This is a genomic window from Chelatococcus sp. XZ-Ab1 (genome assembly GCF_029309855.1).
Classification (GTDB): Bacteria; Pseudomonadota; Alphaproteobacteria; order Rhizobiales; family Beijerinckiaceae; genus Chelatococcus_A; species Chelatococcus_A sambhunathii.
Genome location: NZ_JARKII010000008.1, coordinates 84923 through 103493, shown reverse-complemented (window position 1 = coordinate 103493; position 18571 = coordinate 84923). Strand labels below are relative to the sequence as shown.

Here is an 18571-nt window from a genome sequence, read left to right as displayed (position 1 = left end):
GCTGGATGCCGGGCTTTCCAGCCAGCCGCTGTTGTCACAGCGTGCCGGTCAGTCGTCGTCGTTGCTGTCGGCTGGCGGCACGAGACCCTCGAGACCGCGCAGCAGGTCTTCCTCGCTCATGCGATCGAACTGCACGTCGCTGTCGTCGCCACTCGACGACGGCGTGCCGATCAGCGGCACGGCATCCGCCTCCGGCTCGTCGACCTCGACATAGCGCTGCATCGAATGGATGAGGTCTTCCTTCAGATCTTCCGGCGAGACGGTCTCGTCCGCGATCTCGCGCAGGGCCACCACCGGGTTCTTGTCACGGTCGCGGTCGACTGTCAGCGGAGCGCCGGCGGAGATCATGCGGGCACGATGGCCAGCGAGGAGCACGAGGTCGAAGCGGTTGTCGACCTTGTCGATGCAATCCTCGACGGTAACGCGAGCCATGCTGGGCTCCCTCTCAAGCGACAAAATGTTACGGATCGAACGCGCTACCTACACCCGCGGGCCCGCGAGCGCAAGGGGCGGCAAGACGCGGCGGGCGGCGGAAGGGCCTGGGCACACGCTCGTGCCCCGGACGCACCGCAGCATGAAATGATGCGGTGCTGAGCCGGGGCCTATCAAGCAGCGCCTGCGGCGGATTCTCGCGCTGGTTCCCGGGTCGCATTCCGCTTCGCTGCATGCGTCCGGGAAACGAGGTTGCTTCCGGCTGCCGCGGTCTGCCATCCCCTTCGACTGCCGACTGCCGACTGCCGCTTGATCCCTCACACTCCCGCCGCGAGCCGTTTCGGCGCCGTCATGCGGTAGCTGCGGCGCACGATGGCCTCGACCTCCGCCCAGTCGGTTCCGTCGTCGAGTCGCACCCCGATCCAGCCCTTGTGGCCGACATAAGGCGGCACGAAGAAGCGCGCGGAATCGGCGCCGACGAGCACCATCTGGCTGCCGGGCGGCGCCTTGCACCACAGGGACAGACGGCTTTCGCCGCTCTTCGCCATGGCGAAGATCTTGTTGCGGATACGAAAGGTCGGATCACCCCAGGTCTGCCGCTCCTCGGTCTCCGGCAGCGCAAGGCAGATGCGGCGCAGCAGGTCGAGCGGTTCGCCGGTCACGCCGTCACAGCTCCTCGCGCACGAAGCGTCCGCGGCGTTCGTAATAAAACGGCACGGGCAGCTCCGGCGCGAAGCCGCCGGCGATGCGTGCCTCCAGTTCCTCGATGATCACGTGCGTGATCGTGGGCAGGTCGAGGCGCTTGGCATCGCGTAGCGACACCCAGGCGAGTTCCGTCAGTTCCGACTGCGGCCCGACGATGTCCGGAACGGTGGCGGCGATGGCGGTCGCGTCCACGGCGAAGAAGCGCGTGTCGAAGCGCTTGGGCCGGCGCGGCGGCGTGATGGCGCGGGCGACGAACTGCAGCGCCTCCAGATCGGGAAAGATTCCGTGTTCCAGGAAGGCGCGCCACGGCCCTTCCGGCGCGCTCTCCGGTGGCCCGTACTCGCGTGAGCCGATGATGAGCCCGGTCTCCTCGAAGGTCTCTCGCACCGCGGCGAGTGCAAGCGCCCGGGCGCGCACGAGGCTGGGGCGCGTGACGCGGGAGACGAGGCGCATCTCGGACGCCGGGTTGAGCATGCCGGCCACCGGCATCGTCCGGTCACCGGCCTCGATGCTACCGCCCGGGAAGACGAACTTGCCGGGCATGAACTTGTGGCCCTGGTGTCGCCGACCCATCAGCACCTTCGGTGTGCGGCTGCGCCGGTCGATGATGATGAGCGTCGCCGCATCCCGCGGCCTCTGGTTGTCCCAGCGCCGCTCCCGCGGCGCGTTCGTCAGGAGTTCGGTCGTCGTCAGGTGCCGGGCGTGGTCACTCACGGCGTTATCCTTCATGGCCGCTCATGCGCAGCGGCGCTTCCTCATCGGCATTGTCGCCGAAGCCGTGCATGCGCAGCGCCCACTGGTAGCCGACGACCCCGCCCTTCACCGGCTGCAGCAGCGCAAGGCACAGGCCGAGAGCGAGCAGGGGCCACAGCACCATGTGCGTCCACAGCGGCCACTCGGCCGCGCTCTCGATGGCGAGGTTGGCGCCCACGACGACGTGGCCGACGATGGTGATGACGATATAGGGCGGCAGGTCGTCGGACCGGTGGTGCGACAGGTCCTCGCCGCAGGCCTCGCACTGCGGCCTGACCTTGAGGAAGCCCGAGAACAGGCGGCCGCGGCCGCAGGCCGGGCAGCGGCAGGCAAGGCCGCGCTTGATCGCGCCCTGCCAGTCGCGCCGCTCCTCGAAGGCATTCATCAATCGTCCCGTCGGGGCCATGTCGTATCCTGTTCCGCCCGCTTGTTGCGCGCGCCTTTCTGCCGGGCCGCCTTGCGAGCGGCTGTCCGCTCGGCCGCCTTGGCGCTCTTGCCGGGCCGGAAGGATTTGGCATTGCGGCTGCGCGCGCGCAACTGGGCGCTCTGTCGCGCGCCGGCCTTGCCGTCGCTGAGCATCTCGAAGCGCAGGGCGCCGGCCACGGGCGCGGCTTCGACGAGGCGCACCGTCACCCGGTCGCCGAGGCGGAAGACCTCGCCCGAGCGCGAGCCGACGAGAGCGTGCTGCCGCTCGTCGAAGCGGAAATAGTCGGCACCCAGCGTCGCTGCCGGGATGAATCCGTCGGCGCCGGTGTGGTCGAGCTTCACGAAGAGCCCGGCGCCGGTCACGCCCGCAATCTGCCCCTCGAAGGTCGCGCCGACGTGGTCGGCCATGTAGTGGGCGATGAGCCGGTCGATGGTCTCGCGCTCGGCCGCCATGGCGCGCCGCTCCGCCGCCGAGATGCGCGCCGCGACCTCCGCCATCTCCTCCCGCGTCGTCGAGGCGGGCAGGCCGCCATCGCCGAGCTTCAGGTGGCGGATGAGGGAGCGGTGCACGATGAGATCGGCATAGCGGCGGATGGGCGAGGTGAAGTGGGCGTAGCGGCGCAGCGCCAGGCCGAAGTGGCCGTAATTGTCCGTCGAATATTCGGCCTGCGCCTGCGAGCGCAGCACGATCTCGTTGATGAAGGCCCGGTGCGGCGTCTTGTCCACCGAGGCGAGGATGCGGTTGAAGAGGGAGGGGTGCAGCGCGCCACCCTTCGGCAGCTTGAGGCCGATGGAGGCAAGCACCTCGCCGAGGACGCGCATTTTCTCGAGCGAGGGCTCGTCGTGAACGCGGTAGGTGAAGGGGAGGTCGCTCTTCTCAAGGGTCTCGGCGGCGCAGACATTGGCGAGGATCATGAATTCCTCGATCAGCCGGTGCGCGTCGAGCCGCTCGAGAATGAGCACGTGGTCGACCGTGCCGTCCTCCTTGAGGAGGAGCTTGCGCTCCGGCAGGTCGAGCGCCAGCGGCTCGCGTGCGTCGCGGGCGCGGGCGAGCGCGTGATAGGCGGCCCACAGCGGTCTCAGAACGGGCTCGACGAGTGTGTCGGTCACCTCGTCCGGCCTGCCGTCGATGGCCTTCTGCGCCTGCGGATAGGCGAGCTTGGCGGCCGAGCGCATGAGCACGCGGTGGAAGCTGTGGCGCTTCTTGCGGCCGCTCGCGTCGATGACGATGCGCACGGCGAGCGCCGGCCGATCCTCGCCCGGGCGCAGCGAGCACAGGTCGTTCGAGATGCGCTCGGGCAGCATGGGCACGACCCGGTCGGGGAAATAGACCGAGTTGCCGCGCTCCAGCGCCTCCCGGTCGAGCGCCGAGCCCGGCGTCACATAGGCGGCGACATCGGCGATGGCGACGCGGAGGACATGGCCGCCCGGATTGTCCGGGTCCTCGTCCGGCTCGGCATGGACGGCGTCGTCGTGGTCCTTGGCGTCGGCGGGATCGATGGTGACGAGCGGCAGCGCGCGCCAGTCCTCGCGTCCCGCAAGCGTCGCGGGCTTCGCCGCCTCCGCCTCGCGCAGCACCGCCGGTGGGAACACGTGCGGGATGCCATGGGCGTGGATGGCGACGAGGCTGATGGCGCGCTCGGACTTGAGGGAGCCGAGACGCTCGCGCACCTTGGCCTGTGGCGGGCCGAGGCGCGTGCCGCGCGCCACGGAGACGCTGACGAGATCGCCGTCCTCCGCCTCGCCCTCGGCGCCGGCTGGGATGATGATCTCCCGCCCGAGCGACTTCTTGTCGACGGGCACGAGATAGCCGCCACCACGCTCGCGGTTGGCCCGATAGACGCCGAGCACCTGGGCCTTGATCCTGGCGATGAGCTTGATGATGCGCCCGGTATAGACCTGCGGGCCTTCTTCCCCGGCCGGCTCGACGCGGATGAGCGCGCGGTCGCCGACGCCTGGCGCCGGCTCCCCGGCGCGCTGCCGACGGGACGGAGCAATGATGATGCGCGGCGCCTTGCCGTCTTCCTCCGTGCTCCACTCCGCCGGCTCGGCAACGAGCTCGCCGTCGGTGTCGCGGCCGGTGATGTCGGCGAGCACGACGGGCGGCAGGCGCCCGGCCTTGTGCAGCACCTTGCGCCGCCGGTCGATGACGCCCTCGTCCTCCAGTTCGCGCAGCATGCGCTTCAGCCAGATGCGCTCGCCGCCGCCGATGCCGAAGGCGCGCGCGATCTCGCGCTTGCCGACCTTGCCGGGCGATTCGGCGATGAAGGCGGCGATGGCCTCCTTCGTCGGCATGTGCGCATCGCCGCGGACGGGGCTGTGGTGGTGGGCGGCTTTCGGGGGCTTCAGGCGTCGGGCCAAGGTTCTTGTCCAATCGGTCGTCGGGTCTGTTCTCGCATGAGCCGTGACGGAAGGCCACCCGGCCTCACAGCAGCGGCAGCGCCCGGCCGAGCAGTAGGCCGCCCGAGTCGGCGAGGTCGTTGGCGCCGAAGCCGCGTCGCGGCGTGGCGAGGCGTGTGCGGGCGAAGGCCTCGGCAATCGGCGACGGCGCGGAACACGCAAGCGCCCCCGCAGCGGCCACGAGCGCCAGCGTCTCGGCGATGCGGCGCGCGTTCGGCTCCCGCTCGCTGCCGGCGAGCATCGCCTCGACATCTGCCAGTGCGTGCCGGGCGCCCGGCAGGTCAGCGACATCCTCGCCAAGGGTGACGAGCACGGAGGCCATCGCCTCGGCGTCGCGCTCGGCGGCACGCAGCACGTCGAGCGCCATGACGTTGCCGGAACCCTCCCAGATGGCGTTGACCGGCGCCTCGCGGTAGAGGCGGGGCATCGGGCTTTCCTCGACATAGCCATTGCCGCCGAGGCATTCCATCGTCTCGTAGAGGAAGGCCGGCGCCGCCTTGCACACGAGGAATTTCGCCGCCGGCGTCAGGATGCGCGCCCGGGCCGCCTCGCGCGGGTTCTCGGCGGCATGATCGAAGCTCGCGGCGAGGCGCAGGGCGAGCGCCGTCGCCGCCTCGCTTTCGAGGGCAAGGTCGGAGAGGACGGCCGCCATCACCGGCTGGTCGACGAGCTTGCGCTGCATGACCGAGCGGTGGCGGGCGTGGTGCATGGCGAGCGCGAGGCCCATGCGCATCAGGCCGGCCGAGGCGACGACGCAGTCGAGCCGGGTCAGTTGCACCATCTCGATGATGGTGCGCACACCCTTGCCCTCCTCGCCGATGCGCCAGGCGAAGGCCTTGTGGAACTCCGCCTCCGAGGAGGCGTTGGAGCGATTGCCGAGCTTGTCCTTGAGCCGCTGCAGGTGGAGCGCATTGACATTGCCATCCGGCCGGAAGCGCGGCAGAAGAAAGCAGGTGAGGCCGCCCGGCGCCTGTGCCAGCACCAGGAAGGCGTCGCACATCGGCGCCGACATGAACCACTTGTGCCCGGTGATCTCGTACTCGTCGCCGCTTGCAGGCACCGCGCGAGTGGTGTTGGCCCTGACGTCCGTGCCGCCCTGCTTCTCCGTCATGCCCATGCCGACGGTGACGCCGCGCTTCTCCCAGAAGGGGACGAAGCGCGGGTCGTAGTGGCGCGAGCGGACCATGGGCAGCCAGTCGCGCAGCCGCTCCGGCGAGGCCCCGATCGCGGCGAGCGACGCGTGCGTCATGGTGAGGGGGCAGACGTGGCCGCTCTCCACCTGCGCCGTGATGAAGAGCCGCGCGGCGCGGGCGACATGGGAGCCGGCAGCAGAGCCGATGTGCGAGGAGCCGTTCATCGACTGATGGGCACGGCCGTTGCTGCCCGCGTCCCAGGTCGAGGCGTGCAGGCCTGCCTCGACACCGGCCTCCATCAGCGCGTGATAGGCCGGGTGGAACTCGATGGTGTCGATGCGCCGGCCTTGGGCGTCGTGGGTGCGCAGGCGCGGCGGGTTCTCGTTGGCGAGGCGGCCGAGGTCCAGCCGCTCGGCCGTGCCGCAGCTTTCGCCGAAGGACAGGAGCCCATTGCCGATGGCGTCGACGCCGGCGCTCTTCAGCGCGTCGAGAAGCGCCTGGTCGAGCGCGGCCAGGTTGACGTCGGTGAAGGGGGGCGTCTGGTTGAAGACATCATGCGTGGAGGCCGTATCGGTCACGTTCTTCCTCGAGATCGGGCGGCAAGATCGCGCCACAAGATCGCGCCATGCGCAAGCGAATCGGACCACTTGCAACTCTCACCATCGAGGCATGGCATCATTGGCAAACAATGCAAGCCCGACGTGCGCTTGCCACCGTGCGGCTCTCTACGGAGCGAGTATTTGCAAAATTAATGATCGACTTTCCGACATTTTTAAGAGCCGTGCGTGAAATCTCGTCAAAAGCCGGACATGGCCGACCATGCGAAGGTGAGGGAGCTCATGTGGCGACGATCAGGCGTATCGCTGCGCCTGCGGCTCATGCTGCTGGCGGGGGTGCCTTTTCTGGGCATGCTCGGCGTCACCGCCATCTCGCTCTTCGGCCTTGCCGCCATAGAGAGCGCCCAGGAGGGCGCCGCGCGCGCCTCGCAGCTCGAGCAGACGGCACTCGTCATGCAGTCCGAGCTGCGCGAGATCGATCTGTCGGTCGAGCAACTCCTGCTCGGCCAGGGCGAGGTGAGCCTCGCTCATGTGGAGAGCCATATCGGGCAGGCGGAGAGCCTTCTCGCGCGCCTGACGGCTCTCGACGCGGGGGCTGTGCTGCGCGGCGAGGTCGGCGCCATCCAGGGAGCGCTCGCCCGCATGCGCGAGCGGTTCGCCGACCTCGTTGCGGCGCAGGACCGCATCGGCTTCACGCTCGACGAGGGGTTGCGCGGCACCTTCCGCGAGGCGGCGGGCGAGGCGGAGCGGCGGCTCGTCCCGCGTGCGCCGCAGGAGGCTACCGTGTGGCGCCTGCGAGCCATGAACGCCCTGCTGATGGTACGGCGCTACGAGAAGGACTACATGATCGCCGGCACCCAGCAGGCGCTGGGGCAGCACCGGCAGGCCCTGCAGGCGCTCGAGCAGGAGCTGGCGGCCGTACCGGCGGATCAGCGCTGGCTGGCCGAGCAGGTGACGCCGTATGTCGGCGTCTATCGCGCGGCCTTCGACCGCCACATCGCTGACACGGCGGCGCGGCGCTCCGCGGAGGCCGCCTTCACGGAGCATCTGCGCGACGGCATCGCGGTGGCCCGGCGCATGGTCGGCCTTGCCGCCCAGCACGAAGCGGCGACTCTCGAGGCTATGGGCGCGACGAGTTCGGTGCTGCGGCACGTGCAGGTCCTCGCCCTCGTCATCACCGTCGTCCTGTCCGGCGCCGCCGCCTATCTCATGGCGCGCGGCTTGTCGCGGCCTCTGCAGAGCATGATCGTCGCCATGCGGCGGCTGCGCGCCGGTGAGCGGGACGTGGCCGTGATGGGCGAAGGCCGGCACGACGAGATCGGCGAGATGGCGCAGGCCGTCGCCATGTTCCGCGACCACGCCCGCCAGCGCGACGCGCTCATCGCCGATGCGAACAGGAATGCCATGGTCACGCAGCGGCGTGCGGAGCGGCTGGAGGCCCTCGTCACCCGTTTCGAGGCGGACATCTCCCGCACGCTGGCCAGCGTGCGCGATGGCGTGCGCCTGCTCGACGGCATGGCTGCGGACCTCATGAACATGTCGGCCGGCGTGTCGCACAAGGCTAGAGAGGCCGAGGTTGCCGTCACGGGCGTGTCGGACAACGTGGCTTCGGTCGCGGCCGGCGTGGATCATCTCACGTCATCGACGGAAGGCATCGCTAACCGCGCGGCCCAATCCGATGCCGTCGCCGAACAGGCGGTCGTCGCCATTGGCCACACCGTGGAGACGATCCGCAGCCTGGCAGAGCGCGCGGCCCGCATCGAGGAGGTGACGGACATCATCCACGCCATCGCCGACCAGGTGAACCTCCTTTCGCTCAATGCCGCCATCGAGGCGGCCCGGGCCGGGGATGCCGGCCGCGGCTTTGCGGTCGTGGCGCAGGAGGTGAAGGGGCTCGCCGGCCAGACGGCCGCGTTCGCCAGCGAGATCGCGGCCAAGATCAAGGAGATCCAGGAGGCGTCTGCAGCGGCGGAGCACTCCGTCGGCGCCATGGACGGCCTCGTGGCGGAAGTGTCGGGCGTGGCGACCGGCGTTGCGGAAGCGGCGCGCGAGCAGCACGGCATCGTCGCCCGCATGGCGGCCAAGACCCAGGCCGTCGCGGCCGAGGCGCGCGCCGGCGCGCTGTCCATGCGCAGCGTCGAGAACGAGGTGGTGCGCGCCGGCGCCGCCGCCGCCGCCGTCAGCGAATGGTCGTCACGGCTGTCGCAGCAGGCCTATGCCCTGGAGGCGAGCGTCCGCGCCTTTCTCGCGGGCGTCGAGGCGGCGGAAGCGGAGGACGACACGGCCTCCGGTCCACAAGGAGAAGCTGGCGCGGCTTGACAGCGCGGCAAAACCAATGGCACTGCCCGCCGACGTTTTCTTGGAGTGCCGCATGCCAGTCGCTTTCACCTTTCCGGGCCAGGGCAGCCAGGCCGTCGGGATGGGCAAGGCTCTCGCCGAGGCCTTTCCGGTCGCCCGCGCCGTCTTCGAGGAGGTCGACGAGGCCCTCGGCCAGAAGCTCTCGCAGGTGATGTGGGAGGGGCCGCAGGATATGCTGACGCTGACTGCAAACGCCCAGCCCGCTCTCATGGCCGCCAGCCTCGCCGTGGTGCGCGTGCTGGAGAGCGAGGCCGACCTCGACATCGCGCGCGATGTCGCCTTCGTCGCTGGCCACTCGCTCGGCGAATATTCGGCCCTCGCCGCGGCGGGCAGCCTCTCCGTGGCGGATACGGCGCGACTGCTGCGCATCCGTGGCGACGCCATGCAGAAGGCTGTACCGGCTGGCGAGGGCGCCATGGCCGCCATCCTCGGCATGGATTTCGAGGACGCAGCCAGGGTCGCGGCCGAGGCGGCCGAGGGAGAGGTCTGCGAGGCCGCCAACGACAACGGCGGCGGGCAGGTGGTCGTGTCCGGCCACAGGGCGGCGGTCGAGCGGGCGGTCGCGCTCGCCCCGCAGCGCGGTGCCAAGCGCGCCATGCTGCTCCCGGTGTCCGCCCCGTTCCATTGTTCGTTGATGCAGCCAGCGGCCGACGTGATGGCGGAGGCGCTGTCGACGGTCGCGATCGCGGCGCCAAAGGCGCCGCTCGTCGCCAACGTCCATGCGCGCGCCGTGACCGATCCGCAGGTGATCCGCGATGGTCTCGTGCGTCAGGTAACCGGAACTGTGCGCTGGCGCGAGTGCGTCGCCTTCATGGCCGGCGAAGGGGTTGATTCATTCTATGAGCTCGGCTCCGGCAAGGTGTTGACGGGCCTTGCCAAACGCATCGTCGCCGGGGCCTCGGCCCAGGCCGTGGGCGCGCCCGAAGACGTCGCCGCCTACAAGGCGTCGCGCGGGCTCTGACAGCGGAGGGTCGCATGTTCGAACTCAAGGGTCGCAAGGCGCTCGTCACGGGCGCGACAGGCGGCATCGGTGGCGCCATCGCGCGGGCGCTGCACGCGCGCGGTGCCGAGGTGGCGCTCTCCGGCACGCGCCGCGAGGCTTTGGAAAAGCTCGCCGGCGAGCTCGGCGAGCGGGTGCACGTGGTGCCCGCCAACCTCGCCGACACGGCCGAAGTGGAGGCGCTGGTGCCGGCGGCCGAGCAGGCCCTCGGCGGGCTCGACGTCCTCGTCAACAACGCCGGCATCACGCGCGACAACCTCTTCATGCGCATGAAGGACGAGGAGTGGGACGCGGTCATCGCCGTCAACCTGACCTCCGCCTTCCGCCTGTCACGCGCGGCGGTGAAGGGCATGATGCGCCGTCGCTTCGGCCGCATCGTCGGCATCGGCTCCATCGTCGGCGCCACGGGCAATCCGGGCCAGGGCAACTACGCCGCCGCCAAGGCCGGCCTCGTCGGCATGACCAAGGCCCTCGCGGCCGAGGTCGCGAGCCGCGGCATCACCGTCAATTGCGTCGCCCCCGGCTTCATCGAGACGCCGATGACCGATGCGCTCAACGACAAGCAGCGGGAATCGATCCTCGGCAACGTGCCGGCCGGCCGGCTCGGAACGGGTGAGGAAGTGGCCGCGGCGGTCGTCTATCTCGCCTCCGACGAAGCCGCTTACGTCACCGGACAGACCTTGCATGTGAACGGCGGAATGGCAATGTTCTGAATGAGTTAGAGCGGAATCCGGAATCGTTTCACCGGGCCGGCAAGGCCTCTCGCCTTCACGATCCGAGTGTGTTAACAAGCCGTTCTAACCCTGTCCGTGCCCGCCGATACCCATGGGTTTCGTGCTGGCTGGCCGGGTGCGGGAGGGGGCAGGAGAGCCCGCTCCGCCTTGGCCTCAAGCTGGAAGTTGTGTTTTCCCGGGTCCGCGAGTGAGAGTGATGCTCCCGGGCCTTCGACAAGTGGAACTGAGGACAAACCGATGAGTGATATCGCCGAGCGCGTGAAGAAGATCGTCGTCGAGCACCTTGGCGTCGACGCCGAGAAGGTGACGGACAGCGCCAATTTCATTGACGATCTCGGTGCCGACAGCCTCGACACGGTCGAGCTCGTCATGGCGTTCGAGGAAGAGTTCAGCGTCGAGATCCCGGACGATGCCGCCGAGACGATCGTCACCGTCGGCGACGCCATCAAGTTCCTCGAGAAGAACGTCGCGGCCTGAACAGGCCTTGTCGACCGGCGTGCGGCGCCTCTGCGCCGCGCCGGCCTTGTGGCTTGCTGACAGAGTGATTGCATGAGACGTGTCGTCGTCACCGGCCTCGGGATGGTTACGCCGCTCGGCAGCGGCGTGGACGTGACCTGGCGTCGGCTGCTGGCCGGCGAGAGCGGTGCGTCGCGCGTCGAGGCATTCGAGGTGTCGGACCTGCCCTGCCAGATCGCCTGCTCCATTCCGCGTGGCACCGGCGAGGGCGAGTTTGACGCCGACGCCTGGATGGAGCCGAAGGAGCAGCGCAAGGTCGACCCGTTCATCGTCTATGCGATGGCGGCGGCCAAGCAGGCGCTCGATGACGCCGACTGGCATCCCTCGTCCTACGAGGATCAGATCGTCAGCGGCGTGCTCATCGGCTCCGGCATTGGCGGCATTGGTGGCATCCATGACGCCTCCCTGCTGCTGGACGAGCGCGGGCCCCGTCGCATCTCTCCCTTCTTCATTCCCGGGCGGCTGATCAATCTCGCCTCGGGCTATGTGTCGATCGAGCATGGGCTCAAGGGCCCGAACCATTCCGTCGTCACCGCCTGCTCGACAGGGGCGCACGCCATCGGCGATGCGGCCCGCATCATTGCGCTCGGCGATGCCGACGTCATGGTTGCCGGTGGTACCGAATCGCCCATCAACCGCCTGTCGCTGGCCGGATTTGCGGCCTGCCGGGCGCTGTGTACCGCCTTCAACGAGGATCCGACCCGGGGCTCGCGGCCCTATGACCGCGACCGTGACGGCTTCGTCATGGGCGAGGGAGCGGGCATCGTCGTATTGGAGGAATACGAGCACGCCAGGGCCCGTGGCGCGCGCATCTATGCCGAGGTTGTCGGCTATGGCATGTCGGGCGATGCCTATCACATCACCGCTCCGTCAGAGGATGGCGACGGAGCGTTCCGCTGCATGCAGGCCGCCCTCAAGCGGGCGGGGATCACTGCTGCGGATCTCGACTACGTCAACGCCCATGGTACTTCGACCATGGCCGACGAGATCGAGTTGCGCGCCGTCGAGCGGCTCGTCGGCAACGCCGCGGCCAACATCAGCATGTCATCGACGAAGTCGGCCATAGGGCATCTGCTCGGCGCGGCCGGCGCGGTTGAGGCGATCTTCTCCATCCTCGCGATCCGCGACCAGGTGGCACCGCCGACGCTGAACCTCGACAACCCGTCGGTGGACACGCCGATCGACCTCGTGCCGCACAAGGCGCGGCAGCGCGAGATCGACGTGGTGCTGTCGAATTCCTTCGGCTTCGGAGGGACGAACGCATCACTTGCCTTTCGCAGGGTGGACGCCTGAGTTGTGTCGGGCGGCGTGCTTTCGCCATAATCGATCCTAGTGTTGGAGGCGAAGGCAAGTTCTTCGCGGGGAGGGCCAGCCTGATTCCGATGGGCGACAACGAGCACGCATCGTCGGCGCAGGATCCGGCGCGCAATGTGGACGCGGCGCCGCGCGTCGCCCCACGCAGTCCGAGCGAGGCGATCAAGCCAATGGTAGCACCACCCCCACCGCCGCGTGAGTCCCGCCGCCGCCGTCGTGGCGGTCTGCTGTCCGCGCTCAGCGCCTTCTTCACCTTCATCATGATCGCGGTCTTGGCCTTCGGCGCGGCCGTCTATCTGGGCCAGCGGCAGTTCGATGCGCCCGGGCCGCTCACGGAGGATAAGGCGGTGGTCGTGCGCGGCGGCGGGCAGACGGTTGCCGAGACGCTGCGCCGCGAAGGCGTCATCGATTATCCGCTGCTCTTCGTGCTCGGCCTCTATGTCACGGGCAAGAACGATGAGCTCAAGGCAGGCGAGTATCTCTTCAAGCGCGAGGCCAGCCTGCGCGAGGTCATGGACCTCATCGCCTCGGGCCGGACGCTCCTGCACCCCATCACCCTGCCGGAGGGCCTGACGAGCGAGCAGATCGTCGCGCGGTTGATGGAGAATGACCTGCTCACCGGACAGATCGCCGAGGTGCCGGCCGAAGGCACGCTGCTGCCCGAGACCTACAAGGTCGCGCGCGGCACGCCGCGCCAGGTCCTGATCGACCGCATGAAGGCGGACCACAAGCGCATGGTGCAGGAGATCTGGGCCAACCGCGATCCGGACTTGCCGCTGAAGAGCCCTGAGGAACTCATCGTGCTCGCCTCCATCGTCGAGAAGGAGACGGGGGTGGCGGAGGAGCGGCCGCGGGTCGCGGCCGTGTTCGTCAATCGCTTGCGCAAGGGCATGAAGCTGCAGTCCGACCCGACGATCGTCTACGGCCTCGTCGGCGGCAAGGGCACGCTCGGCCGCGGCATCCGGCGTAGCGAGATCAACCAGGCGACGCCGTACAACACCTATGTCATCCCCGGCCTCCCGCCGGGGCCGATCGCTAACCCCGGCCGGGATGCGCTGCAGGCAGCGGCGCGGCCGAGCAATACGAACGATCTCTATTTCGTCGCTGACGGCAGCGGTGGCCACGCCTTTTCGGAAACCCTCGACCAGCACAACCGCAATGTGCGGCAGTGGCGCCGGATCGAGGCTGAGCGCGCGCCGGCCGGTGCCGCCCCCGAGGTGGATCGGGTCGATCCCGAGGACGATGGAGCCGACGGCGCAAAACCTGTCGACGAGCCGCAGCGGCAGGGCGCGGCAGGCTCCCGCGGGCCCAAGATCTACGACGCCTCGGAAGGGACGCCGAAAGATCCGCTGCGAAACAAGACCTTCGATCTTACCTCGCCCAAGGTGGTGCCGGACGTCAGTACACTGACGGAATAGGTGCCGTCGGCCCGCGTCTTTGCCGTCACGGCCGAAGGGAGGGCGCCGGCGTTCACGGGCCGTGGGGGCGGCCCGCTTTCTCAATGCACGAGGCAACATGACCCTTCGCAGCATGACCGGCTTCGCCCGCGAGGCGGGCGACACGGGCCCCTATCGCTGGGCCTGGGAGATCAAGACCGTCAACGGCCGTGGGCTCGACCTGCGCCTGCGCCTGCCGCCCGGCCACGAAGGGATGGGTGAGACGGCCCGGCAATTGATCGGCAAGATGTTGGGCCGCGGCACGTGTCACGCCAATCTCACGCTCGCCCGCGCCGAGCAGACGCCGGTCGCCCGCATCAACACGGCGATGCTGAACGGGCTCATTGACACCGTCAAAGGCCTCGCCCTGCCGCCAGGTATCGCGCCGGCGACGCTCGACGGGCTCCTCTCGGTGCGTGGCGTCGTCGAGATCATCGACGAGGCCGACGACGAGGCGCTCTTGGCGCGCCTTGCGGCCGATGTCGAGGCCGGCCTGACCCGGGCGCTCGCAGCGCTCGTCGGCACGCGGACCGAGGAAGGCGAGGCGCTCGCCGCCATCCTGTCGGCCCAGATCGACCGCATCGCGGAACTCGCCGCCGCCGCCGAGACGTGCCCGGCGCGCCAGCCGGAGGCGATCAAGGCCCGCCTTGCCGCGCAGGTGGCGGCCCTCATCGACAGTGACCGGCGCCTCGACGAGACGCGGCTGCATCAGGAGGCGGTGCTCATCGCGGCCAAGGCCGATATCCGGGAGGAGATCGACCGCCTGAAGAGTCACGTGGAGAGCGTGCGCGCGCTGCTCGCCGAGGGCGGCGTCATCGGCCGGCGGCTCGACTTCCTTGCCCAGGAGCTGTCGCGCGAGGCGAACACGCTGTGCGCCAAGGCCGGCGATGCCTCCTTGACGGCCATCGGTCTTGACCTCAAGACGGTGGTGGAGCAGTTCCGCGAGCAGGTCCAGAACGTCGAATGAGCAAGCCTTCTTCCGGCCCGGCGATTGAGCGTCGCGGGCTCGTCCTCATCCTGTCCTCTCCCTCCGGAGCAGGCAAGACGACGCTCACGCGCAACATGATCGAGAAGGCGGAGCTCGGGCTGCGCCTCTCCATCTCTGTCACTACGCGCCAGCGCCGCCCGTCCGAGATCGACGGCGTGCACTACCATTTCATCGAGAAGGATCAATTCCTTTTCATGCGCGACCGGGGCGACCTGATCGAATGGGCGGAGGTGCACGGGAATTTCTATGGTACGCCGCGTCGACCGGTGGAGGAGGCGCTGGCCGCCGGCCAGGACATGGTCTTCGACATCGACTGGCAGGGCACGCAGCAGATCGTCGACAGGATGCGCGCGGACGTGGTCACCTGCTTCATCCTGCCGCCGTCGATGGCAGAGCTGAAGGCGCGGCTGGATCGCCGCGCCGAGGATGCCGAGGACGTCATCGCCAAGCGATTGCAGAACGCCCGCGACGAGATCGCCCGCTGGCCGCTCTACGATTATGTCCTCATCAATGATGACCTCGGCCGGGCCTTCAACGAGCTCGTCGCGATCCTCACGGCCGAGCGGCTGAAGCGCGAGCGCCGCATCGGGCTTCAGGCCTTCGTCGACAAGCTGCTCAGCGAGGAGAAGGGCCGGTCGCCCCGCTGATCGTTGCCGGAGCGGCGCGCACGGCCCATCGGCGCAGCCGGCGCATCATCGGCCGCTCGAATCGGCGATGGACGAGGAGCGCGGCGAGCACGGACGCGACGAGGACCAGCGCCACGTAGCCCCAGGCTGCGCCGATGCCCGCAAAGCCGGCCGCGATGACGGCAAGGCGTAGGGGGCGGATGATGAAAGGGTGCACCAGATAGAGCGCGTACGAGGCGTCGCCCAGCGCTGCCATCAGGCGCTCGAGGCGCTGTCCGGCCGTTGCGCCGTGTCCAAGGGCGGCTGCCGCGACAAGGAGTGCCGCCGGTCCGCCGTAGGCCACGAGCGGCGGCAGGACGACGACCCTATCCGGCTGTGCGAGGTCGAGGTGCAGCAGCAGCACGCCCGCGGCGGCGAGGCTGGTGCGCGCCAGCAAGGTCAGCCGAATGCCTTCGGCCCGTAACAGGGCAAGGCCCATGCCCAAGGCGAATTCGAGCACGATGGGATCGCTCCAGAACGCGAGGACGGCCGGTGCCGCAATGCCGGTCCTGTGCACGGCTTCGCCCATGATGACGAGAAGGACGAGGGTCGCCGTGACCGTCGCTACCGCCGCGGCACGCCGCAGCACGAGCGCCGTGGCGAACAGCGCGTAGAAGAACATCTCGTAGTTCAGCGTCCAGCCGAGCGAGAAGACCGGGCGAATGAGCCCATCGCTGCGTTCGACCGGAACGAAGAGGAAGGATGCCACGATCTGCCAGAGATTCGGCGCTGCCTTGTTGAGCGCGTTCGGCAGGAGCACGAGACTGGCGAGGAACAGGAGGGTGGCTGCCCAGTACAGCGGCACGATGCGGATCAGGCGCCGGGTCAGGAAGAGCCCTGCCGCACCGGACATGCCGAAGAGCTCTTCGCTCGCATGCACCATGATGAAGCCGGAGATGACGAAGAAGACATCGACCCCGGCCATCCACGGCAGCAGTTCGCTGTGCTCGAACGTCAGCCCCGCCCGTGCCGCGACGGCTTCCGCATCATACTCGGCGTGGTAGATCACGACGGCCAAGGCCGCAAAGGCGCGCAGCACCTGAACGGCGAGGAGGTGCGCGCCGCTTCGTTGGCCTGTGGCGGCCGCACGCTTGCTCCACCCCTCCTTGGAGGGAGGCGCCGCGGCCGTCATCGCTGATCGCTGGATGGTAGGCGCTGCCGGTGCGAACCGTGAAGGACCCGCACGCCGCAACGCAGAATGGCCTCGGCAGCTTCCCTCATGTCAGCTTCCGCTGATGCGAACAATTTTATGGATTTTTACCACGCCGCCAGAGAGGGGACCAATGGCTCAAAGGTGTAGTTGCCGATCGAGCGCCCGTGCCAGCGCGAGGTAGCCCGCCACGGGAATCTCCTCCGCGCGCGCGGTGGGGGCAAGGCCGGCAGCCTCGATGAGGCGCGTGGCATCGCCGCCGGCGATTCCCTTCAGGCTCTGCCGCAGCATCTTGCGCCTCTGTCCGAAGGCGGCCTGGCTGACAGCCTCGAGGGCGCCGAGTCGGCACGGATCGGGCACCGCCCGTGGCAGGATGCGCACCACCGAAGAGACGACCTTCGGCGGCGGCACGAAGGCGGAGGGGGAGACGTCGAAGGCGATGGAGGCCTGTGCGCGCCAGCCCGTCAGTACGCCGAGGCGGCCGTAGTCCTTTGGGTGCCGTTCGTCGGCGACGATGCGTTCGGCGACCTCGCGCTGGAACATCAGCGTGAGCGATTCCCACCACGGCGGCCACGGCTCGGCCGTGAGCCAGCCAATGAGCAGTGCGGTACCGACATTGTAGGGCAGGTTGGCGACGATGCGCGCCGGCCCGGGCGGCAAATGGGCCGTGGGGTCGAGCTCAAGCGCATCCGCATTGATCACCGTGAGGCGGCCGGGATAGCGCTCGGCGATCTCGGCAAGCGCCGGCAGGCAGCGCTCGTCGCGCTCGATGGCGAGTACGTGCCGGGCGCCGCCGGCAAGAAGGGCGCGCGTCAGCCCTCCCGGTCCCGGTCCGACCTCGACCACGTTGACGCCGTCGAGCGGGCCGGAAGCGCGCGCGATGCGCATGGTCAGGTTGAGATCGAACAGGAAGTTCTGGCCGAGTGACTTCTTCGGCATCAGCCCATGCCGCTGTACCACCTCGCGCAGCGGCGGAAGGTCGTCGATGGCGCTCATGCCTCGGCCGCCGCGAGCCGGCCTGCGAGCCTGATCGCCGTGCACAGGCTGTCCGCCCGCGCCACGCCCTTGCCGGCAATGTCGAAGGCGGTGCCGTGGTCCGGCGACGTGCGGATGAAGGGCAGGCCGAGCGTTACGTTGACCGCCTCGTCGAAGGCGAGTGCCTTGATCGGAATGAGCGCCTGGTCGTGATACATGCACAGCGCCGCATCATAGCTGCGCCGCGCCCGGGCATGGAACATGGTGTCGGCAGGGTAGGGGCCGCCGGCCTCGACGCCCTCCGCGCGCAGGGCCGCGACCGCTGGGGCGATGACGGCCTCGTCCTCCGATCCGAGCGCCCCCTTCTCGCCGGCATGCGGATTGAGGCCGGCGACCGCGAGCCGCGGCCGGGCAATGCCGAAGCGCTCCTTGAGGTCGCGCGCCACGATGCGCCCGGTCTCCACGATCAGCTCGCGCGTCAGCGCCGCCGGAACGGCGGCGAGGGGGATGTGGACGGTGACCGGCACGACCGCGAGCTCCTCGCTCCACAGCATCATGACCGGATGTGGCGCGGGCTCGCCGGGGCCGGCGGCGAGCACGGCGAGATATTCCGTGTGGCCCGGATGGGCAAAGCCCGCCTCGTAGAGGACGTGCTTGGCGATCGGATTGGTGACGACGGCCGCGCAGCGGCCCTCCTGGATCAGGCGCACGGCAAGGTCGATGGCGGCGATGGTGCCGGCCGCCCAGCGCGACGAGGGGACGCCCGGAACGGCATCGACGGCGTGCCCGATGTCGATGACGGGCAGGGCCGTATCGAACAGCGCGGCGGCGGTGTCCGGCGTCGTCTTCGCTATCGCGACGTCGAGAGACAGGCGTTCAGCCAGGCCGGTCATGAACGAGGCGGAGCCGATGAGCGCGAAGGGCGGCAGGGCCTCCTCGCGGCGCCGCAGCCAAGCCCTGAGTGCGATCTCGGGGCCGATGCCTGCGGGATCGCCCTGTGTCAGCGCAAGGACCTTGCCGCGAGCCATG

17 protein-coding genes are annotated in these 18571 nt (G+C 69.2%); 8 read left to right on the top strand and 9 right to left on the bottom strand.

Features of this window, described 5'->3' with window-relative positions:
- Positions 1-48: 48 nt before the first annotated feature.
- The 6 genes from rpoZ to P2T65_RS13370 all read right to left on the bottom strand — a co-directional run bounded on the left by rpoZ (position 49) and on the right by P2T65_RS13370 (position 6427).
- The gene (gene rpoZ / locus P2T65_RS13395; protein WP_055460021.1) at positions 49-432 is read right to left on the bottom strand and encodes a DNA-directed RNA polymerase subunit omega; all 384 of its coding nucleotides are present in this window, start codon (positions 430-432) and stop codon (positions 49-51) included.
- A 317-nt stretch (positions 433-749) separates the two neighbouring features.
- A complete protein-coding gene (locus tag P2T65_RS13390) occupies positions 750-1094 on the bottom strand; it encodes an MmcQ/YjbR family DNA-binding protein (RefSeq protein ID WP_063185879.1) in 345 nt (114 codons plus the stop codon).
- 4 nt (positions 1095-1098) lie between these two features.
- Positions 1099-1851: an NUDIX hydrolase gene (locus P2T65_RS13385; RefSeq protein ID WP_083586035.1), complete on the bottom strand. Its 753-nt coding sequence runs from the start codon at positions 1849-1851 to the stop codon at positions 1099-1101.
- Between the two features lie 4 nt (positions 1852-1855).
- Positions 1856-2275, bottom strand: coding sequence for a DUF983 domain-containing protein (locus tag P2T65_RS13380; RefSeq protein ID WP_083585926.1), 420 nt, complete (start codon positions 2273-2275; stop codon positions 1856-1858).
- Positions 2275-4611: a ribonuclease R gene (rnr, locus tag P2T65_RS13375; RefSeq protein ID WP_276199948.1), complete on the bottom strand. Its 2337-nt coding sequence runs from the start codon at positions 4609-4611 to the stop codon at positions 2275-2277. Before rnr ends, P2T65_RS13380 begins: the two co-directional genes overlap by 1 nt.
- A 130-nt stretch (positions 4612-4741) precedes the next feature.
- A complete protein-coding gene (locus tag P2T65_RS13370) occupies positions 4742-6427 on the bottom strand; it encodes an acyl-CoA dehydrogenase family protein (protein WP_276199947.1) in 1686 nt (561 codons plus the stop codon).
- Positions 6428-6634: 207 nt separating this feature from the next.
- Here P2T65_RS13370 and P2T65_RS13365 point away from each other — a divergent pair, with 207 nt between their 5' ends.
- The 8 genes from P2T65_RS13365 (at position 6635) to gmk (ending at position 15399) form a co-directional block, all read left to right on the top strand.
- Entirely contained in the window at positions 6635-8725 is a 2091-nt protein-coding gene (locus tag P2T65_RS13365) for a methyl-accepting chemotaxis protein (protein ID WP_276199946.1), read from the top strand.
- A 52-nt stretch (positions 8726-8777) separates the two neighbouring features.
- Positions 8778-9725 (top strand): ACP S-malonyltransferase, encoded by a 948-nt coding sequence (fabD, locus tag P2T65_RS13360; RefSeq protein WP_071924433.1) that lies wholly within the window; start codon positions 8778-8780, stop codon positions 9723-9725.
- A gap of 14 nt (positions 9726-9739) precedes the next feature.
- Positions 9740-10477 carry a 3-oxoacyl-[acyl-carrier-protein] reductase gene (fabG, locus tag P2T65_RS13355; RefSeq protein WP_055460015.1) on the top strand — a complete coding sequence of 246 codons (738 nt, stop codon included), beginning with the start codon at positions 9740-9742 and terminating at the stop codon, positions 10475-10477.
- A gap of 258 nt (positions 10478-10735) precedes the next feature.
- On the top strand, positions 10736-10975 hold the full coding sequence (locus P2T65_RS13350) for an acyl carrier protein (RefSeq protein WP_019401507.1): 240 nt from the start codon (positions 10736-10738) through the stop codon (positions 10973-10975).
- 72 nt (positions 10976-11047) lie between these two features.
- On the top strand, positions 11048-12307 hold the full coding sequence (gene fabF, locus P2T65_RS13345; RefSeq protein WP_055460014.1) for a beta-ketoacyl-ACP synthase II: 1260 nt from the start codon (positions 11048-11050) through the stop codon (positions 12305-12307).
- A 191-nt stretch (positions 12308-12498) separates the two neighbouring features.
- Positions 12499-13746 (top strand): endolytic transglycosylase MltG, encoded by a 1248-nt coding sequence (gene mltG, locus P2T65_RS13340; RefSeq protein ID WP_245280561.1) that lies wholly within the window; start codon positions 12499-12501, stop codon positions 13744-13746.
- 97 nt (positions 13747-13843) lie between these two features.
- Positions 13844-14731: a YicC/YloC family endoribonuclease gene (locus P2T65_RS13335; RefSeq protein ID WP_055460012.1), complete on the top strand. Its 888-nt coding sequence runs from the start codon at positions 13844-13846 to the stop codon at positions 14729-14731.
- A complete protein-coding gene (gene gmk, locus P2T65_RS13330; protein ID WP_055460011.1) occupies positions 14728-15399 on the top strand; it encodes a guanylate kinase in 672 nt (223 codons plus the stop codon). Before P2T65_RS13335 ends, gmk begins: the two co-directional genes overlap by 4 nt.
- On the opposite strand, the gene P2T65_RS13325 is transcribed toward gmk, so the two are convergent.
- The 3 genes from P2T65_RS13325 to pdxA all read right to left on the bottom strand — a co-directional run bounded on the left by P2T65_RS13325 (position 15368) and on the right by pdxA (position 18570).
- Positions 15368-16549: an acyltransferase gene (locus P2T65_RS13325; RefSeq protein WP_055460010.1), complete on the bottom strand. Its 1182-nt coding sequence runs from the start codon at positions 16547-16549 to the stop codon at positions 15368-15370. The two genes, gmk and P2T65_RS13325, sit on opposite strands and share 32 nt — an antisense overlap.
- A gap of 156 nt (positions 16550-16705) precedes the next feature.
- Entirely contained in the window at positions 16706-17563 is an 858-nt protein-coding gene (gene rsmA / locus P2T65_RS13320) for a 16S rRNA (adenine(1518)-N(6)/adenine(1519)-N(6))-dimethyltransferase RsmA (RefSeq protein ID WP_055460009.1), read from the bottom strand.
- Entirely contained in the window at positions 17560-18570 is a 1011-nt protein-coding gene (pdxA, locus tag P2T65_RS13315; RefSeq protein ID WP_276199945.1) for a 4-hydroxythreonine-4-phosphate dehydrogenase PdxA, read from the bottom strand. The genes rsmA and pdxA overlap by 4 nt, the downstream gene beginning before the upstream one ends.
- Between the last annotated feature and the right edge of the window lies 1 nt (position 18571).